Genomic DNA, 16,541 nt, shown 5'->3' with positions numbered 1-16,541 from the left:
GCCTGCGGGATTGCGGCGGACGGCTTACGTTACCGGACTTCCGACGGACTCTTGCCCGTATATTGTTTGAACTGCCTGCTGAAGAAAAAGATGTCCCGATACCCGAGCGCATCCGCCACTTCCGTCACATTCATCCCGGTGTGCATCAGAAGATGCTGCGCGCGTTCGATCCGGGAGCGGATCAGGAACTGCTGCACCGACATGCCGGTGAGCTCCTTGAACTTGATCGCGAAATAGCGCGGCGACAGGTTGGCGCGTCTCGCGAGATCCTCGACGCGGTGCTGCATGCCCGGATGCTGGCGGATGTAGTTCGCGATCTCGTGAATCGTCTCGGTCAGATGATTGCTTGCTTTTTTCTCGGGCGGCTGGCCGTAGTCCTCGCGCAGCAGATGGATAAGCAGCAATTTGAGGATGAGCCGCGCTTCTTCCTCGGCAGCGTAAGTCTTGATGAGGAACATGCGTACATACCGGGACAGCAGATGTTCGAACTCGACCGTCTCCTGAAGCACCCGGTACGATTTCGGAATGATCTCGACCGGTTCCGTTACATCGAAATGGATATAGGTCAGCACGAGCGGCTTCTGCGGATTGTGCGTCGCGGTCGGGTGGTCGCCCGGACGGAACAGGAAGCAGCTGCCCTTGCCGATCTCGTACGTCTTGTCGTTCAGTTCCAGCCATCCCTGGCCGCTCCAGACGTAGAACAGATCGTAATTGGGCATCGGCTTCTCCCGTTTCTGCCAGCGCCAGTTCGGCTCACAGCTGATTTTGGCCAGCGCCGGCAGCAGCACAAGCGAATTCGGTGACAGTTTCAGCATGTGACCACCTCATTTCATGTCCGCATCGTTCTGAACCCATCATACATCAGCCGCAAAACGGCGCGCAACACAACCGGTCCGGGGAAAACCGCGGGCCATTGTTCGGAAATTCATGGCGTTTCGGGCATCCGGGATGTTATAATATTCGGCATCGGACGTTGTCCGGCTGCCCGGACGACAGCTTCTACGGAAAGGATGCGAGGAACGATTGACCATGAATCCGCAAGCCAGACAACTGAATGAGACGATTGAACGCGAGAACGCCCACGTTTATGCCATGTTGTCGGATTTGGGACGGGCGATCTATTTTCCGAAAGTAGGGATTCTGAGCCAGTCTGCAGAGGCGCGCGCGAAGGCGAACCGCTTCAACGCGACGATCGGCATCGCGCTGGAGAAGGGGGTGCCGATGCACCTCGACGTCATCCAACGGACGCTCTCCGAATATGAACCGAAGGATCTGTACGACTATGCCCCGCCGGCCGGCAAACCCGACCTGCGCAAGGCATGGCGCGAGAAGATGCTGAAGGACAATCCGTCGCTCGCGGGCAAGTCGTTCGGCCTGCCGATCGCGACGAACGCGCTCACGCACGGCCTCAGCATCGTCGCCGACCTGTTCGCCGGCCCGGGCGACGCGGTGATCATCCCCGATAAAAATTGGGAGAACTACGAGCTGACCTTCGGCATCCGCCGCGGCGCCGAGATTGTGAATTATCCGCTGTACGACGAGCGGAACAAGTTCAACAGCGCCGGGCTGCGCGACGCGCTTCTGTCCTGCAGGAACCGCAGCGGCAAGGCGATCGTCATCCTGAACTTCCCGAACAATCCGACGGGATACACGCCGACCCGCGAAGAGGGGGACGAGATCGTCGCCGCCATCCGGGACGCGGCCGAAGCCGGCGTAAACGTCGTGGCCGTGACGGACGACGCCTATTTCGCCTTGTTCTTCGAGGATTCGCTGCACGAATCGCTGTTCGGCAAGCTGGCCGGTCTGCACCCCCGCGTCCTGCCCGTGAAAGTCGACGGAGCCACGAAGGAAGAATATGTCTGGGGCTTCCGTGTCGGATTCATTACGTTCGCGTCGGAGTCCGAAGCGCTGCTCGACGCCCTGGAGCAGAAGACGCTCGGCATCATCCGCGCCACGATTTCGAGCGGTCCGCATCCTTCGCAGACGTTCGTGCTGCGCGCGCTGCAGTCGCCGGAGTTCGACACGCAGAAGCTCGAGAAGTACAACATCATGAAGGGGCGCGCAAACCGCGTGAAAGAGCTGCTCGACAGCGGCCGGTACGCGGGCGCGTGGGACTATTACCCGTTCAACTCCGGATACTTCATGTGCCTGAAGCTGAACGGCGTTTCCGCCGAGCAGGTGCGGAAGCGGCTGCTCGACGCCTATGGCGTCGGCACGATCGCGCTGGGCGAGACGGATCTGCGCGTCGCGTTCTCGTGCATCGAAGAAGAGCATATTGAGGAGTTGTTTGACACGATCCATCGGGCCGTGCTCGACGTCAAGGAAGGCCGGGCTTGAAACTTCATTACGTAAACGCAAAAACCCGCGGGACGGCGCATTGCATTCGTTGCAAGCTCCGCTCACCGCGGGTTTCATGTTTGCCGGATGGGGGATCAGAACAGCCACTTGCCGTCCTTCTGCACCAATTCGCCGTCGAGGTAGATCTCGCCGCCGTCTTTCAGGTTTTTCACCATGTCCCAGTGGATGGCGGATTGGTTGCCGCCGCCCGCTTCCTCGTAGGCGCGGCCGAGCGCGAGATGGACGGAGCCGCCGATTTTCTCGTCGAACAGGATGTCCTTCGTCGGACGCGTAATCCCGAAGTTCATGCCGATGCCGAGCTCGCCGAGGTAGCGCGCCCCTTCGTCCGTGTCGAGCGCAGCCAGCAGCGCGTCCTCGCCTTTCTCGGCGGACGCCCGGGTCACGCGGCCCTTCTCGAACACGAGCCGGATGCCGCTGATCTCGCGGCCGTTGTAGACGGTCGGCCAATCATAGTAAATATGGCCTTCGGTGAGCAGATGGTTCGGCGAATAGAAGATTTCGCCGTCCGGCACATTGTGCTCCCCGGCGCAGACGATGCCTTTGCGGCCCGCGATGTCGACGGTCAGATCCGTCTCCTTGCCGACGATCCGCACTTTGCTCGCGCGGTCGAACCGCTCGGCCGCCTGTTTCATCGAGCGCTCCATTTCCGCATAGTCGACGTTGGTCGCCGAGAAGACGAAGTCTTCGTATTCCTCCAGCGACATTTCGGCGTCCTGCGCCTGCGCCTGCGTCGGGAACATCGTCAACACCCAGCGCGCGCCGCCTTTCATCAAATATTCGGACAGCTTCGCCGTCGCGCGCCGGCGGGCGGTCAGTTTCTGCGGGTCGACGCCGGTCAGCTCCTTGTTGTTGGCGCCGCCGAGAATGCGGATGACGGCGTCCGCCCGATGATACAGCCATTCCATCACTTCGATGTCCTGAAGCTGCGCTTCGCTTGCTTCGTCGAAGAAGATTTTGTCCAGCTCCGCAAGGCCCACCTGCAGAATCGGATGGGCCCCCGCCCGCAGCACCTGGCGGTACGTCTCCTTGATCAGCGGCGCCGTCTCGGCGGCACCGATGATCAGCACCTTCTCGCCGGGCTTCGCCTTGATCGAATGGCCGACGAGCACCTTGGCCAACTGTTCCACTCGCGGATCGCGCATGTGAACGCCTCCTTGCCATGTTTCTGGATATGTACGTTGACGGTGATCCGGCCGGCGCAGTGATGAACGGCATCTTGCGCCGTTATTTTGCTGTTTACCCGCTTTGCCAGGTCCGATAACGGCATCTCGTGCCGTTATTTGGCCTGTCTCCCCTTGCACCGGGGCCGATAACGGCATTTCATGCCGTTAATTGCGGCGGTGAAGCCGTCCGGGCCTGCCGCGACGGCGTTTAACGGCATTTCGTGCCGTTATTTGGCCTGCTTCCCCTTTCGCCGGAGCCAATAACGGTATTTCGCGCCAAGCCCGGTATCGTCAACTCGGTACTGTTGCAGACAGCGTGAAGTTGCACGGCGAATCCTGAGACAGGGAATAGCGGAACCACGTTCCGTTAACGTCCACCCGCGCAAGCCGGCGCACCCCGCCAACGGAACCGCGTTCCTTTGCGCGCGGCGCCAAAACCGCCCGCACCCGGCCCCGGACGGGCCGGGCCGCGCGTCTACTCCGCCGCCTCCCGCTCCATTTTCCGGCGCAGGCGGAACGCCGTCGCCGGCACGAGCGCCAGGCAGCCGGCCAGCGCCGCCAGGGCCGGCGCGTACCGGCCGTCAAGCGCCGCAGACAGCCCGGCGGCGAGGCCGAGCGGCACGGCGCCGGCGAAGTGCGCGGCCGCTGCGACGCGCACGGCGGCGCGCCTGCGCCCGTCCTCGGGGAGCGGGTACAGGTGCCGCCACACCGCATGCCGGTGCGCATGGCGCACCGTTCCCGCCTGCACCCCGGCCGCCAGCGCGAACAGCCAGGAGACAAGCGCCCCCGCCCAGCCCGCCAGGGCTCCGCTTGCGCCGGTGACCGCGCCGGCCAGCGCGCCGACGGCGGTCAGCCGGATCAACATGCCGCCGATGTCGGTGCGGATTAGCGTCAACGTATAAAGCATCAAGTATGTATTTACCCGGCTGTGCCGAATATAACCGGCGATCCAGGCCGCATACGGCCGCCGGGCCGGCGCTTCCGCCTCCGACGGCAGATCGGTGAACGAGCGGAAAAACCGCTCGTATCGCCGCCGCGTCCGCGCTTCTTCATCGAATAGCCGCTGCCACGGGAACCGGTGCCTGGCCGGCAGACGGCAGACGGCAGCCTGAAGCGCGGCGGCCGCGGCCGCAAAGCCGAGCGCGGCAATGAGCGGCTTCGTAAGCAGCGCGCAGACCGCCGCCAGCGTCAGCGCCGTGCGAAGCAGCCGGCACAGCCGCCGCGCAGTCTCGCGGGCCATGCGGCGCTCCTGCCAGGCGCCGGCGTCATTCGCCGCCTTCAGGACGAGCAGCGCAGGGACGAGCGCAGCCGCCCCCGTCGGTGCGCCGCTCTGACCGTAGAGCGGCGCGTAGAGCAGCCAGACGGCGAGCGTCAGCACGCTGCCGGAGAGGTACCCGCTCCGCCTGGCGGCCTTCATGTACCGCTCCATCTCATGCTCGCGCGGCATCAGGAAGACGGCGTCCGCCGGCCGCAGATGGGTGCGCAGCGGCGACCGGACGAGCAGCAGCGTCATGAGCGCCGCTCCGACGGCGGCTATCGGGAAACCCGGCGGGACATTTTCCAGAAACGCCGTATAGCCGCTCAAGGCCGCAAGCGCAACCAGCACCGCGACCGAGGGAAACCCGCTCCGCGCCATGTCGCGGACATAGGGAGTCACGGCCTTGCGCCATGCTTCCGCCCGCTTGCGGCGCAGCGCCTCCAAATCAGCTTCCATACGCATTCCTTTCCGGGGCGATGAACCGGAAAAACAACCGTTCGAGCGACGCGCCGGGCATTCCGGCCATTTCCCTTAAGGTTTCAAGCGTGCCCGAAGCGAGCAGCCGCCCGTCGTGAAGCAGCAGATAGCGGTCGCAGTACGCTTCGAGCGTCGACAGGATGTGGGAGCTCATCAGGATGGCGGAGCCGGAGCGTTTCTCCTCGTTCAGCCGTTCGAGCAGCGACCGCATGGCGAGCGGATCGAGCCCGAGGAACGGCTCGTCAATGATATAGAGCGGCGGCGCGGCGAGCAGCGCATTCATGATCATCACTTTCTGCTTCATGCCTTTGGACAAATGCGCCGCAAAAGCGGAACGCTTGTCCGCCATGCGAAACTCGTCGAGCAGACGCTCCGCCCGTTCGACATATGTCGATTCATCGATGTCATAGGCCATCGCCGTCAGCCGCAAATGTTCCTGCACCGTCAGTTCGTCGAACAGCAGCGGCGTCTCCGGCACATAGGCGAAAGACCGGCGATACCGTTCCGCATCTTCCTCCAGCGTGACGCCGCCGATCCGGACCGTCCCCTCGAACGGCTCCATCAACCCGAGCAGATGGCGGATCGTCGTGCTCTTGCCGGCGCCATTGAGTCCGATCAGCCCGACGATCTCACCCGGCGCGACCGTGAAGGTCAAACCGTGCAGCACGGGCCGACGAGGACTGTAACCGCCCGACAGCTCCTTAACCTCGACAAGCGGCTCCATATGATCACCTGCCATGTCTCCTACATTATACCGGACTTGGTTCATCCGGTTCAAAAAATGGAAGCGCAAGCTTCCGCATGCCATGCATGATCCGCGGCAAAAGGGGCTGCACCTTCTTCGTCCGCGGCGGGCGGACGGCAGACGGGCAGCCCCTTGTTCACTCCATCAGCTCGAGAGCTTTCTCAAGCTTTGATTGTAATCTTCGTCACCGTCGAATCCGCGCCGGATACTTCGATGTAACGTCCGGCAGTAAGCTGCGAAGCGTCACCGACAATCTGGACGTCCTTCGCCACGTTGTAAATGACGGCAAGCGTGCCGCTGTCGGTATTCTTCGTCAGCGAAATCGTCGACAGCCGGCCTTCCGCGTTCAAGGTGACCGAATTCAGGATACCGGCATCCGTGAACGCGTTCGATTGCGAAGCGGGCTGCGTCACTTCAATGAACACCGCCTCGCCGTTGTAAGTGAGAACAAACACCTTGTCGCCCGCTCTCAGGGCGGAAGCATCAACCTTCGCGCCGCCGCGGAAAATGAACGCATTGGCAGCGACCGGCAGCACGACATCGGTATTGTCCGACTTGGTGACAACGATGGCGCCGTTCGTCGCCGCCTTCACCACGCCGGAAACCGTCCGCTCATCCGGAATCTGGCTGTCCGTGCGGTCAAGCAGCGCCGCGAGTTCGGCCCGCGTAACCGGCCGGTTCGGCTTGAACGTGCGGTCCTGGTAGCCGGTGATCAACCCTTTCTCAATGGCGACGGCCACATAGCCGACTGCGCCTGCCGGAATGTCCTTCGCATCGCGGAACGGCAGCGAGGCATTATGCTTGGCCTGCGCTTCATCTTCCAGACCGAGCGCCTTGACCAGCAGCATGGTCGCCCACAGCCGGTCGGCCGGTTTGTCGGGATGGACCTTGTCTTCCGTTTCGGAGAACAGCCCGTTCTCCACCGCGACCGCCACATATCCGACAGCCCACGGATACTGCTTGACGATCTTGTTCGCGTCCTTGAAATGCAGCTCCGTGCGCATTTCTTCTTCAGACTCGGCCTGTTCGCGCAGCCCCATCATCCGGACGGCGGCCGTCAGCGCCTCGATGCGAGAGACCGTCTGATGCGGCTTGAACGTGCCGTCTTCGTAGCCGGTGAAGACGCCTTTCGAAGCCAGACGCATGATCGGAACCAGCGCCCATTTCATCTCCTGCTCGTCTTTGAACTGCAGCCGGATGACGATCTCGTTCGAAGTTTTGCGATCCGACGGCTTCTTTTCGTGCGAATGGCCGTTGTGTCCCTTGTTGTCTTTGTCATGCCCCTTGCCTTTGCCGTCCGCAAAAGCCGAAGCGGCACCTCCGAATAATGTCATGACGGCCAGAGCCGAAATTACGGTTTTTCTCCATGCAGAGCTATGCATCGCTGCTGCATCCTCCTCCCTGATCGAATGGTGTGTATCATCCGACCAGCGCGCCGGGTCGTTCGTGTACAACATTCGGAACCATTCGAGCTTTTCAGGGGGGAGGGCGAAAATCATGTCATTTCGTCGATTGCCGCTCGCTCTCCCATTTCGCCTTCAGCCACCGCGGCGCCCCTTTGTTCTTCCGGTCGAGTTCGCGTTCGCGCCGGCTTGAATTGCCTTTGCCGGCGCGGGATTCCGGACGGGAAACCGCCGCACGGTGCCGGGCCGCCGCATTCGCCGCTTCTGCGCCCGCTCCCTTCTCTCCCGCCTCTTCGGCCGGCTTGACCGGCTGCATCTCCGCCCGCCGCGCGGCGGGTTTGCCCGCGGCCGGTCGGGAATGCGCATCGCGCTTCCGCTCGGACGGATCGATCAATTGTCCGCCGTACAGCTCGCGCTCCCCGATCGCGATGCCGAGCTTGCGCATCAGCTTCCCGACCCGGGGCCAATCGCGGGGATCGACCAGCGAGACGACCGTCCCTTCCCGGCCCATGCGGCCGGTTCGCCCGGCGCGGTGGATGTAGCGCTCGGCATCCGTCGGCACGCCGAGGCTGACGACGAGCTCAAGCTCCGGGATGTCAATGCCCCGGGCCGCGACATCCGTTGTCAACACGATGCGCAGCCGGCCGTCCCGCAGCCGGTCGAGCGTCTGTGACCGGGTCAGCTTGTCCGCGTCGCCGTACAATGCGCCGGCCGCAAACCCTTCATACCGCAGCCGCGCCTCCCAATGCGCGATCTGGTCCGTCTGATCGAAGAAGATCAGCGCCGATGACGGGCGCAGCGCATGCAGCAGCCGCTTCGCCGTATCGAATTGGGCGCGCCGTTCCGCACGCACCGCATAGTGCCGGATCGAGCCGGGCAGGCGGCTCTCCGGAGCCGGATCGATCCGGACGGGCTCCCGCATCAACCGCTCCGCCAGCGCCGACGTCTCCGGCGGCAGCGTGGCCGAGAAGAACGCGAGCTGCCGGTCCCCGGACACGGCGTCCAGCACCGCTTCCAGTTCCTTCGTCGAGCCGAGCGCGAACATCTGGTCCGCCTCATCCAGCACGACCAGCTTCGTCCCGTGCAGCTTGAGCTTGCGCATCTTGAGCAGTTCATGCAGCCTGCCCGGCGTCCCGACGGCGAGATGCGGCTTGCGCTTCAGTCCGTCGATCTGGCGGCTCACCGACGCGCCGCCGATCAGCTGCTGCACGCGCACGCCTTCCGGGCCGCCGAAACGTTCGGCCTCGCGCACGATCTGCATCGCCAGTTCCTGCGTCGGCGCCATGACGAGCGCCTGCAGTTCCGGCTTGTCCGTCTCGATCCGCTGCAGCGCCGGCAGCAGATAGGCCAGCGTCTTGCCGCTGCCCGTATGCGACCGGACGCAGACGTCGAGGCCTTCCAGCATGACCGGAATTGCCGCCGCCTGCACCGGCGCCGGTTCGGTCAGTCCGGCTTCCTTAAGCCGTCCGGCCAGCGACGGCCTCACGCCGAGCGATGTCCATTCCTTCTCCATGATGTTCCTCCCGTCAATTTCCGTTCCGTTGCTATTTGCGGTTCAGCCATGTGCCGGCGATCTTGTCGCCGATTCGCGGAAACATGTGGTACAGTTTGACCCCGAACGCCGCAGCCAGCGGCAGATCGACCTCCGCCTTGCGCGTCTCGATCACCTTCACGATCTTCGCCGCCACCTTCTCCGGCTTCAACATGAACCGGCGCACATTGCGCACATAATGGCCGTCCGGATCGGCGATCTCGAAGAACGGCGTGTCGATCGGACCGGGGTTGACCGCCGACACGGCGATTCCGGTCCCCCTGAGCTCCAGCCTGAGCGCGTTCGTGAACCCGAGCACCGCATGTTTCGAGGCGGTGTAGCCGGCCGATTTCGGCGTGGCGAATTTGCCCGCGATGGACGCGATGTTGACGATATGTCCCTCTCGCCGCGCGAGGAATGACGGCAGCACCGCCTTCGTGCAGCGGACCATGCCCATGTAATTCGTATCCATCATCGATTCAATATGATCGAGCAGCGCATCCCGGAACATTTCGAAAATGCCGAATCCGGCGTTGTTGACCAGCACGTCGACGGGGCCGAAATCCGCCTGGATCCGCCGCGCCACGTCCTGCACCTGTCCGTTGTCCGTCACATCCAGCCGGTAGACGCCGCATCCCGCGCCGATCTCCGCGGCCGTCCTGCGCAGCCGCTCTTCATTCCGGCCGGTCAATATCGGCACCGCGCCCCGGCTTGCGAGCTGCTTCGCCGTCTCGGCGCCGATGCCGCTGCCCGCGCCGGTAATCCAGACAATTTTGTCTTTCAGCATATCGGTCGCCTCCTGCGAACAGTGTACTGCAACCGCGCCCGATTGGCAAAAAGCTCCGCGATGTGCGGCAGCCGAGGCAAGACCCTGCGCCCGCATATGTCTCCACACGGCACCGGATTCATGGTACGATGCGTACAAGGACGATCGGAGGACGGATCACGAAGGGACGTGCTGCAGATCGGCAGCAGCGAAGGAGGGACGGCATGCCCAACATCTGGACGCATCTGCTGTTCGGCCGGGAAGTGCTGGAGCGGATCGGCGAACGGAACATGATCGAAGATACGAGGAAGCGCAATCTGTTTCAAATGGGGTGTCAGGGACCGGATTTTCTGTTCTACCACAACTATTTGCCTTGGAAACGCGGGGATGCGATGAACCGGCTCGGGAGCGCCATGCACAGCCGGCATTGCGGCCCCGTCCTGATGGAACTGCTGGACGGCGTGTCCGGGAGGTCCGCCGAACGCGGCAATCCGGACGACGCTGTCGTCTACGCGCTCGGGTTCGTGATGCATCATACGCTGGACCGGAACATGCACCCATACGTATTCAGCCGTTCCGGCTTCCGCAAATGGGACCATCAACGGTTCGAAGTGATGATGGACACGCTCGTCGTCCGCCGGAAACTCGGCATCGAGACATGGCGCACGCCGGTATGGCGCGAACTGGATGCGGGCGGCGCGCTGCCCGACGCGGTCGTCGACGCTTTCGTACGGATCGCCGCACGGTACTACCCGGATCTGGCCGGCGGCATCCGCCGGGAAGACTGGAACCGGGCCTATCGCGACATGATCGGCGCGCAGCGGCTGTTCCATGATCCGACGGGCATCCGGCGCATCCTCACGTTCGGCAAAATCGAACCGCTTGTTTACAAGCGCCGGGTTCCGGAACTCGATGTGCTGAACGAAGCGGGCAGACCGTGGCTCGATCCGACGGACGGATCGACCCGCCATGCCGACACGTTCGATCATTTGTGGGAGCGCGCCATGGAGGAGAGCATCGCGATCATGCGCGCGGTGCTGGAGTGGCTGCGCCTCGAGGCGCGGGCGGATGATGGCGGCCGCGATCCCGCCCGCATCGCGGAATGGCGCGCGCGGACGGCCGAAATGATCGGCAACCGGTCCTACGAGACCGGCCTTCCGTGCGGCACGGCCGAAATCCGTTTCGCGGACCCGATATGGCCGGACGGCCGCGGCGCACACCCCGACGAATCGCTCAATGGCTGACAGACTGAACGGTGAAGGACGCCCAAGGCGGTACCGCTCTCCAGGCGGCATGCGCCTTGGGCGTCCTATTGTCTGCCGCAATCCCCCTTTAAGTCACATCGCTTCGCGCGTCTGGCCCTTGCGCAGCCGCATCCGCATCAGACGCAGCTTCTCGTAGATCGAATCGAGCGGCTTGCCCTCCAGATCGGCTTCCGAATAGATCTGCTGCAGGATCGGCTTCAGATACTTGTCGCCGACCGTCCGGATCGCTTCCTGGATTCGCACCTGCTCATCCTCCGGAAGCGAGCTGATCTCCCTGTCGAGCAACGGACTCATGTCGTACCCCGCGCGGTCGAGCTGTTCGATCCGCTCCACCAGCCTCCGCCGATCCATGTCGAGCATCTGCGCCAGTTCGTCAAGCCCCATGCCGTCCTGCACGGCCTGCAGAATCGAGCGCGTCGTACGGTGGCGCTCCATCTCCGTCTTGTATTTCAATTCCTTCTGTTTGTACAGCCATTTCATATAAGCTTTCGGATCGAGCACTTCCTGCACCCAGGTCAGCGGGAACGTCGTCCGCCGCTCGAACCCGCGCGTGATGGTCAGCACATCCTCGGCGTACGCGGCCGATTTGGCTTCGCCCCAGCCGGGAATGGAGCGCAGCTCTTCTTCCGTCTGCGGCACGAACGCGCTGATCATCATGAGCAGATTGTTCCGCGCGATCGCATACGGCGCTTTCCGCTCGGCCGCGGCTCTCGTGCGGCGCCATTCCCGCAGCGCGCCATACAGATCCTCCCGGCAATGCAGTTCGCCGTAGCATTGCAGCATCGAAATGTAGCTGCCCGCCGCCGGTTTGCGGTCTTCAAGCATGCCGTCCAGCACCGGTTCATACCCTTCCCCGAGCTTGACGGCGATGCCGTGCCGGAATGTCGAGATCATTTCCTCCCATGACGAGCCTTCGTACCAGATGTCCGTCCGAACCGATCCGCCGCCGGGTTCCGTCCAGACGACGGACCACGTCCCCTGCGATTCGCCGATCGACACCTGCGCCGTGACGACCCGCCCTTCATCCGACTGTTTCTCCAGCGTGTTCAGAAAAACAAGCTGCATGACCATGCACCTCCGCATTATGTTCGGAACGGCCGGCCGGAACCCCGAGAACAACACAAAAAAGCACCTCCCATGATGCGAGGTGCTTCCTCCTGACCGGTTATCCGATTGTCTTCACTATACCAGATTGTGCCTGGAGTGACAAGATGTCACACCCGCCCCGTTCGTCCGTTTCCGCTGCCGTCCCCGTAAGGTATAATAGACGATATGCATTGCGACAGGAGGGGACAGCGGTGCTTCCGAACTATGATTTCGTCTCGGATTCGACCGAAGAGACGTCGACGCGGTTCGTGACGTTCATTACGCCGAATCTCAACCGTTTCGACCTGGCGATTACGAAAACGAACCGGTTCTACGGCAAGAAACTGGTGACCGACCTGCAGAAGGGGATCACGGCCATCATCGGAGCGGACGATCTGGAAGAAGAGGGCTATCTGGAAGAGACGTTCCGGCTGACGGAAGAGGAAGCGGCGGAACTCGAGGCCTTCCTGCACCTCGTGATCGGGCCGGCGCATATGTCGGACTGACCCGGGTCATACTGAAGGCGGCAGACGATACCATCTCCGGGAGGCATCCGCCATGAGCAAGGAAGGCTTCAAACCGGAAAAACGCAGCGAGCATACCGATCTTGCCGTCGTGGAATCGCAGCGCAACGACCTGACAAGCGAGGAATTTCCCGAAGGAGCCTATGGCTCGCCGCTTCTGACCGAGACGCTCGGCAAAAGCGAACCGTACCGGATCGATCAGCGCCATCCGAACCGATTCGACTACGAGAACCGGACGCTGCACGAACGGCAGGACCGCGATTATCCGGGTGACCAGGGCATGCCGGATGAAATGGACCGGCGCTAGAAGCCCGGTCCATTCCATTTTCAACCCCACGTCTCCTCGAACACGTCTTCCTTCCACCCGACGGTCAGCTTCCGTCCGTCCGTCACGACGGGCCGCTTCACCAGGCGGCCGTTCGACGCGAGCAGCCGGATTTGTTCGTCCTCGCTCATCTCCGGAAGTTTGTCTTTCAATTTCATCTCGCGATAGACTTCTCCTGACGTATTGAAGAACGCGCGGATTCCCAGTCCGCTGATGCGCAGCCAATCCCGGATCTCTTCTTCGGTCGGCGGCTGCCCGAACAGATCCTGCAGCTTGAGCTCATGGCCCTTCGCCTGCAGAAATTTCAGCGCGCTGCGGCAGCTCCCGCATTTCGGATAATAGTAGACCTTCAACGTATTCCCCACGGCAATTCCCACCCATGCAAAAAAGTTCACGATTCGCGATCATCCAGCGACTTGAGCAACCGCTCCAGACGGAGCAAATCGTCGGGCAGCGGCGATGCGAAAATCATCCGCTCGCCGGTCATCGGATGCGTCAGCTCCAGCTCGGCGGCGTGCAGCGCCTGGCGTCCCGCCGACTTGACGGCGGCCGCCAGCCAGTCCGGATCGCCGGCTCCATGGCCGCCGTACAGCTCGTCCGCGATGAGCGGACAGCCGATGTGCCGCATATGGACGCGGATCTGATGCGTCCTGCCGGTCTCGAGCGTGAGGCTCACCTTGGCGGCCCGTCCGCCGCCGTAAACGGCTTCCGTCCTGTAATGCGTGACGGACGGATAGCCGTCCGGCGTCACGATCCGCAGATGCGGCGCTGCAGGGTCGCGGTCGATCGGCGCGTCGATCGTGCCGTCCGCCGGCGACGGCGCGCCGCGGACATAGGCGATGTAGCGCTTGCCGATCCGGCCGCGCTTCATCTGCTCCGCGAGCTGCTGATGAACATACGCGTTCTTGGCGACGGCGATCACGCCGGATGTATCCTTGTCCAGCCGGTGCACCGGACGGAAACGGTGCGCTTTCCCGTGTTTCAGCCAATGGTGGACGACGCCGTTCGCCAGCGTGTTCACGTAATGCCCTTTCGTCGGATGCACGACGATCCCGGCGGGCTTGTCCAGTACCAGCAGATGCGGATCTTCGTGGAGAATGGAGAGCGGCATCTCCTGCGGAAGCACATCGTCCGCCGCTTCCGCTTCCATGCGCAGCGCGATCCGGTCGCCCGCCGACACGCGGTCGGATGTGAAGGCGCGCCTGCCGTTCACCGTCAGGCCCGCTTCCGTCCGCTTGAGACGCGTGAGCAGCCTGCGCGAGACGCCGAGCCGCTTCTGCAGCACCGTCCGAACGGCAAGGCCGTCGTCCGCCGGTTGCACGACCAGTTCGATCGGATCGCTGTACACCGTATCATCCACCGGATTTCACTTCCCCGAACCCGGCGGATCGGACCGGCGGAACACGTCCGCGCTGCGCGCGTATTCCGTATCGCGGACGCCGAGCCGCGCATTGACGGCGCGCGCCGCGACGAAGAACCAGTCCGACAGCCGGTTCAGATACGCCGGCACCGCATCGTTCACCGGCTTCTCCGCGGCGAGCGTCGCGGCGCGGCGTTCCGCCCGCCGGCAGACGGTGCGGCAGACGTGCAGCAGCGCGGCCGCCTCCGACCCGCCGGGGAGGATGAACCGGGCGAGCGGAGGCGCCTCGCCGTCAAGCGCGTCGATCTGCCGCTCGAGGCGCTCCACCGGCTCCATGCTCATCTTGAAGACTTCCGGCTTGTCCGCGTAGGCAAGATCCGATCCGCAATCGAACAGCTCCTGCTGGATCAGGAGCAGCTCATCCGCAAGATCGCCCAGACGGTCCACGCGGCGAAGCGCGGCTTCCGCCAGGCCGACGAAACTGTTCAACTCGTCGATCGTCCCGTACGCTTCCACCCGGACATCATCTTTCCTGACGCGTCCGCCGATGATGGATGTCCGGCCCGAATCGCCCTTGCGCGTGTACCACTTCATGCAATCTCCCGTCCCATGGCATGTCTTCCGTATCTTGCTCCACTATATCACATATCCCGCTTCAGGCAAAAACGAAACGGAAGAAGCCGGCTGATTCCGCCGGCTTCCGGATCTGCGGCAACGGGCGCCTGCCTTATCCGCTCCAGCAGCGCAGTTTGTACCGCATGTACTCGTTGATTTTTTTGTCCAGTTTGCGGCTGACCTCAATCACGCGTTCCGAACGGAGCGAATCTTCCTCCAGATAGGTGCGCTCCATATGCTGCCGCAATCGGCAGATCTCGTCTTCGAGCATTTCGGCGGGATTCGTCAACCGACCGGCGTTGAACTTGTGATCCTGGTGACCGTTCGAATATTCTGAGCCGCCGGCCATCCCTGCTATCTCTCCTTCCTCCGGTCGCCCGGTCGTTCATTGGCTTGCCGCCGCGTTCCCGGATCGGAACGTTCCGGCGGCCGGGCGATCAACCCTGTTTCAGTCTTTCGACGAATCGTCCGATTCGCTCGATCGCTTCCGTAAGCTGCGCGACGGACGTGGCGTACGAACAGCGGACATGCCCTTCGCCGCCGAGACCGAACACATTGCCCGGCACGACAGCAACCTGCGCTTCCATGAGCAGGCGTTCGGCGAATGTATTCGAATCGAGCCCCGTCGATCGGATGGACGGGAACGCGTAGAACGCTCCCTGCGGCTCATGGCAGTCGAGGCCGATTTCGCGAAAGCCCTTGACGACCAGCCTGCGCCGCTGATTGTACGACTCGACCATGCGCTCCATCTCTTCGAGGCCGTTCGTCAGCGCTTCGAGCGCCGCGATCTGCCCCATGATCGGCGCGCACATGACCGTGTATTGGTGGATCTTCAGCATGGCGCCGATCAACTCCGGATGGCCGCAGACATAGCCCATCCGCCATCCGGTCATCGCGAACGCTTTCGAGAAACCGCTGACCAGAATCGTCCGGTCCTTCATGCCGGGCATCGATGCGAAACTGATATGACGCGGTCCGTAGGTCAGCTCGGCGTAAATCTCGTCCGCGATGACGATCAGATCGTATTTCTCCACAATCCGCGCGATCGGCAGCCAGTCTTCATAGGTCATGATGCCGCCCGTCGGATTGCTCGGGTAGCAGAGAATGAGCACCTTCGTGCGCGGCGTGATCGCGGCTTCCAGCCGGTCGGCGCGCAGCTTGAACGCGTCTTCAGCCAGCGTCTCGACGCCGACCGGCACGCCGCCGGACAGCGACGTGATCGGCGAATACGAGATGTAGCACGGTTCCGGTATAAGAATTTCGTCCCCCGGTTCAATCAGCGCGCGCAGCGCCAGATCGATCGCTTCGCTGCCGCCGATGGTCACGAAAATTTCCCGCGCCGGATCATAGCTGACATGGAAGCGGTTCGCCAGATAGGCGGCGATCGCTTCGCGCAGCTCCGGCATGCCGGCGTTGGATGTGTATTGCGTCTTGCCCCTCTCCAGGCTGTAAACGGCCGCCTCGCGCACGTGCCACGGCGTGACGAAGTCCGGCTCGCCCACGCCGAGCGTAATGACATCCTTGCGACCTTGCACGAGATCGAAAAACTTTCGAATGCCCGAAGGCTTGATGCTGCGGACGCCGGACGACAGATAATCCGCCATCGAGCGGCGGACCGGCCGGCTGACCGTCGTCTGCTCCTTGTCCTTGATCACAAGCGACACT

Annotated in this window: 17 protein-coding genes; 4 read left to right on the top strand and 13 right to left on the bottom strand. The window is 62.9% G+C overall.

Translation table 11 applies throughout. The features are described 5' to 3' along the window. Positions 1 to 29: 29 nt before the first annotated feature. Entirely contained in the window at positions 30 to 815 is a 786-nt protein-coding gene (locus THECO_RS05475; RefSeq protein WP_015254062.1) for a helix-turn-helix domain-containing protein, read from the bottom strand. Between the two features lie 214 nt (positions 816 to 1,029). Here THECO_RS05475 and THECO_RS05470 point away from each other — a divergent pair, with 214 nt between their 5' ends. Continuing rightward, on the top strand, positions 1,030 to 2,337 hold the full coding sequence (locus tag THECO_RS05470) for an aminotransferase class I/II-fold pyridoxal phosphate-dependent enzyme (RefSeq protein ID WP_015254061.1): 1,308 nt from the start codon (positions 1,030 to 1,032) through the stop codon (positions 2,335 to 2,337). 95 nt (positions 2,338 to 2,432) lie between these two features. On the opposite strand, the gene THECO_RS05465 is transcribed toward THECO_RS05470, so the two are convergent. The 6 genes from THECO_RS05465 to THECO_RS05440 form a co-directional block, all read right to left on the bottom strand. Then, on the bottom strand, positions 2,433 to 3,500 hold the full coding sequence (locus THECO_RS05465; RefSeq protein ID WP_015254060.1) for an aminopeptidase: 1,068 nt from the start codon (positions 3,498 to 3,500) through the stop codon (positions 2,433 to 2,435). A gap of 496 nt (positions 3,501 to 3,996) precedes the next feature. Further along, the gene (locus THECO_RS05460) at positions 3,997 to 5,235 is read right to left on the bottom strand and encodes an ABC transporter permease (RefSeq protein WP_015254059.1); all 1,239 of its coding nucleotides are present in this window, start codon (positions 5,233 to 5,235) and stop codon (positions 3,997 to 3,999) included. Further along, positions 5,225 to 5,980: an ABC transporter ATP-binding protein gene (locus THECO_RS05455; protein ID WP_015254058.1), complete on the bottom strand. Its 756-nt coding sequence runs from the start codon at positions 5,978 to 5,980 to the stop codon at positions 5,225 to 5,227. The genes THECO_RS05460 and THECO_RS05455 overlap by 11 nt, the downstream gene beginning before the upstream one ends. Positions 5,981 to 6,162: 182 nt before the next feature. After that, complete coding sequence (locus tag THECO_RS05450; protein ID WP_015254057.1) at positions 6,163 to 7,383, bottom strand: S-layer homology domain-containing protein; 1,221 nt, start codon at positions 7,381 to 7,383, stop codon at positions 6,163 to 6,165. A 118-nt stretch (positions 7,384 to 7,501) separates the two neighbouring features. Beyond that, on the bottom strand, positions 7,502 to 8,917 hold the full coding sequence (locus tag THECO_RS05445) for a DEAD/DEAH box helicase (protein ID WP_015254056.1): 1,416 nt from the start codon (positions 8,915 to 8,917) through the stop codon (positions 7,502 to 7,504). Between the two features lie 31 nt (positions 8,918 to 8,948). Continuing rightward, positions 8,949 to 9,722 (bottom strand): SDR family NAD(P)-dependent oxidoreductase, encoded by a 774-nt coding sequence (locus THECO_RS05440; protein ID WP_015254055.1) that lies wholly within the window; start codon positions 9,720 to 9,722, stop codon positions 8,949 to 8,951. A 203-nt stretch (positions 9,723 to 9,925) separates the two neighbouring features. Here THECO_RS05440 and THECO_RS05435 point away from each other — a divergent pair, with 203 nt between their 5' ends. Further along, positions 9,926 to 10,945 carry a zinc dependent phospholipase C family protein gene (locus THECO_RS05435; RefSeq protein ID WP_015254054.1) on the top strand — a complete coding sequence of 340 codons (1,020 nt, stop codon included), beginning with the start codon at positions 9,926 to 9,928 and terminating at the stop codon, positions 10,943 to 10,945. Between the two features lie 93 nt (positions 10,946 to 11,038). Here THECO_RS05435 and THECO_RS05430 read toward each other — a convergent pair whose 3' ends face one another. Then, entirely contained in the window at positions 11,039 to 12,031 is a 993-nt protein-coding gene (locus tag THECO_RS05430; protein ID WP_015254053.1) for an HRDC domain-containing protein, read from the bottom strand. Between the two features lie 233 nt (positions 12,032 to 12,264). On the opposite strand from THECO_RS05430, the gene THECO_RS05425 reads away from it, so the two are divergent. Both THECO_RS05425 and THECO_RS05420 read left to right on the top strand, forming a co-directional pair. Next, positions 12,265 to 12,558 (top strand): DUF3055 domain-containing protein, encoded by a 294-nt coding sequence (locus THECO_RS05425; protein WP_015254052.1) that lies wholly within the window; start codon positions 12,265 to 12,267, stop codon positions 12,556 to 12,558. Between the two features lie 52 nt (positions 12,559 to 12,610). Beyond that, positions 12,611 to 12,883, top strand: a complete 273-nt coding sequence (locus THECO_RS05420; RefSeq protein ID WP_015254051.1) for a hypothetical protein — start codon at positions 12,611 to 12,613, stop codon at positions 12,881 to 12,883. A 20-nt stretch (positions 12,884 to 12,903) separates the two neighbouring features. Here THECO_RS05420 and THECO_RS05415 read toward each other — a convergent pair whose 3' ends face one another. From THECO_RS05415 to THECO_RS05395, 5 genes are all read right to left on the bottom strand, one after another. Further along, positions 12,904 to 13,266: an arsenate reductase family protein gene (locus tag THECO_RS05415; RefSeq protein ID WP_015254050.1), complete on the bottom strand. Its 363-nt coding sequence runs from the start codon at positions 13,264 to 13,266 to the stop codon at positions 12,904 to 12,906. Between the two features lie 26 nt (positions 13,267 to 13,292). Beyond that, positions 13,293 to 14,261, bottom strand: a complete 969-nt coding sequence (locus tag THECO_RS05410; RefSeq protein WP_198285776.1) for an RluA family pseudouridine synthase — start codon at positions 14,259 to 14,261, stop codon at positions 13,293 to 13,295. A 6-nt stretch (positions 14,262 to 14,267) separates the two neighbouring features. Further along, positions 14,268 to 14,855 carry a cob(I)yrinic acid a,c-diamide adenosyltransferase gene (locus THECO_RS05405; protein ID WP_015254048.1) on the bottom strand — a complete coding sequence of 196 codons (588 nt, stop codon included), beginning with the start codon at positions 14,853 to 14,855 and terminating at the stop codon, positions 14,268 to 14,270. Positions 14,856 to 14,988: 133 nt separating this feature from the next. Next, positions 14,989 to 15,225, bottom strand: a complete 237-nt coding sequence (locus tag THECO_RS05400; RefSeq protein WP_015254047.1) for an aspartyl-phosphate phosphatase Spo0E family protein — start codon at positions 15,223 to 15,225, stop codon at positions 14,989 to 14,991. Positions 15,226 to 15,313: 88 nt separating this feature from the next. After that, on the bottom strand, positions 15,314 to 16,531 hold the full coding sequence (locus tag THECO_RS05395) for an aminotransferase class I/II-fold pyridoxal phosphate-dependent enzyme (protein WP_015254046.1): 1,218 nt from the start codon (positions 16,529 to 16,531) through the stop codon (positions 15,314 to 15,316). Between the last annotated feature and the right edge of the window lie 10 nt (positions 16,532 to 16,541).

Origin of the sequence: Thermobacillus composti KWC4 (assembly GCF_000227705.2) — a bacterium.
Lineage (GTDB): Bacteria > Bacillota > Bacilli > Paenibacillales > Paenibacillaceae > Thermobacillus > Thermobacillus xylanilyticus.
This window is presented reverse-complemented; position numbering and strand designations above follow the sequence as displayed.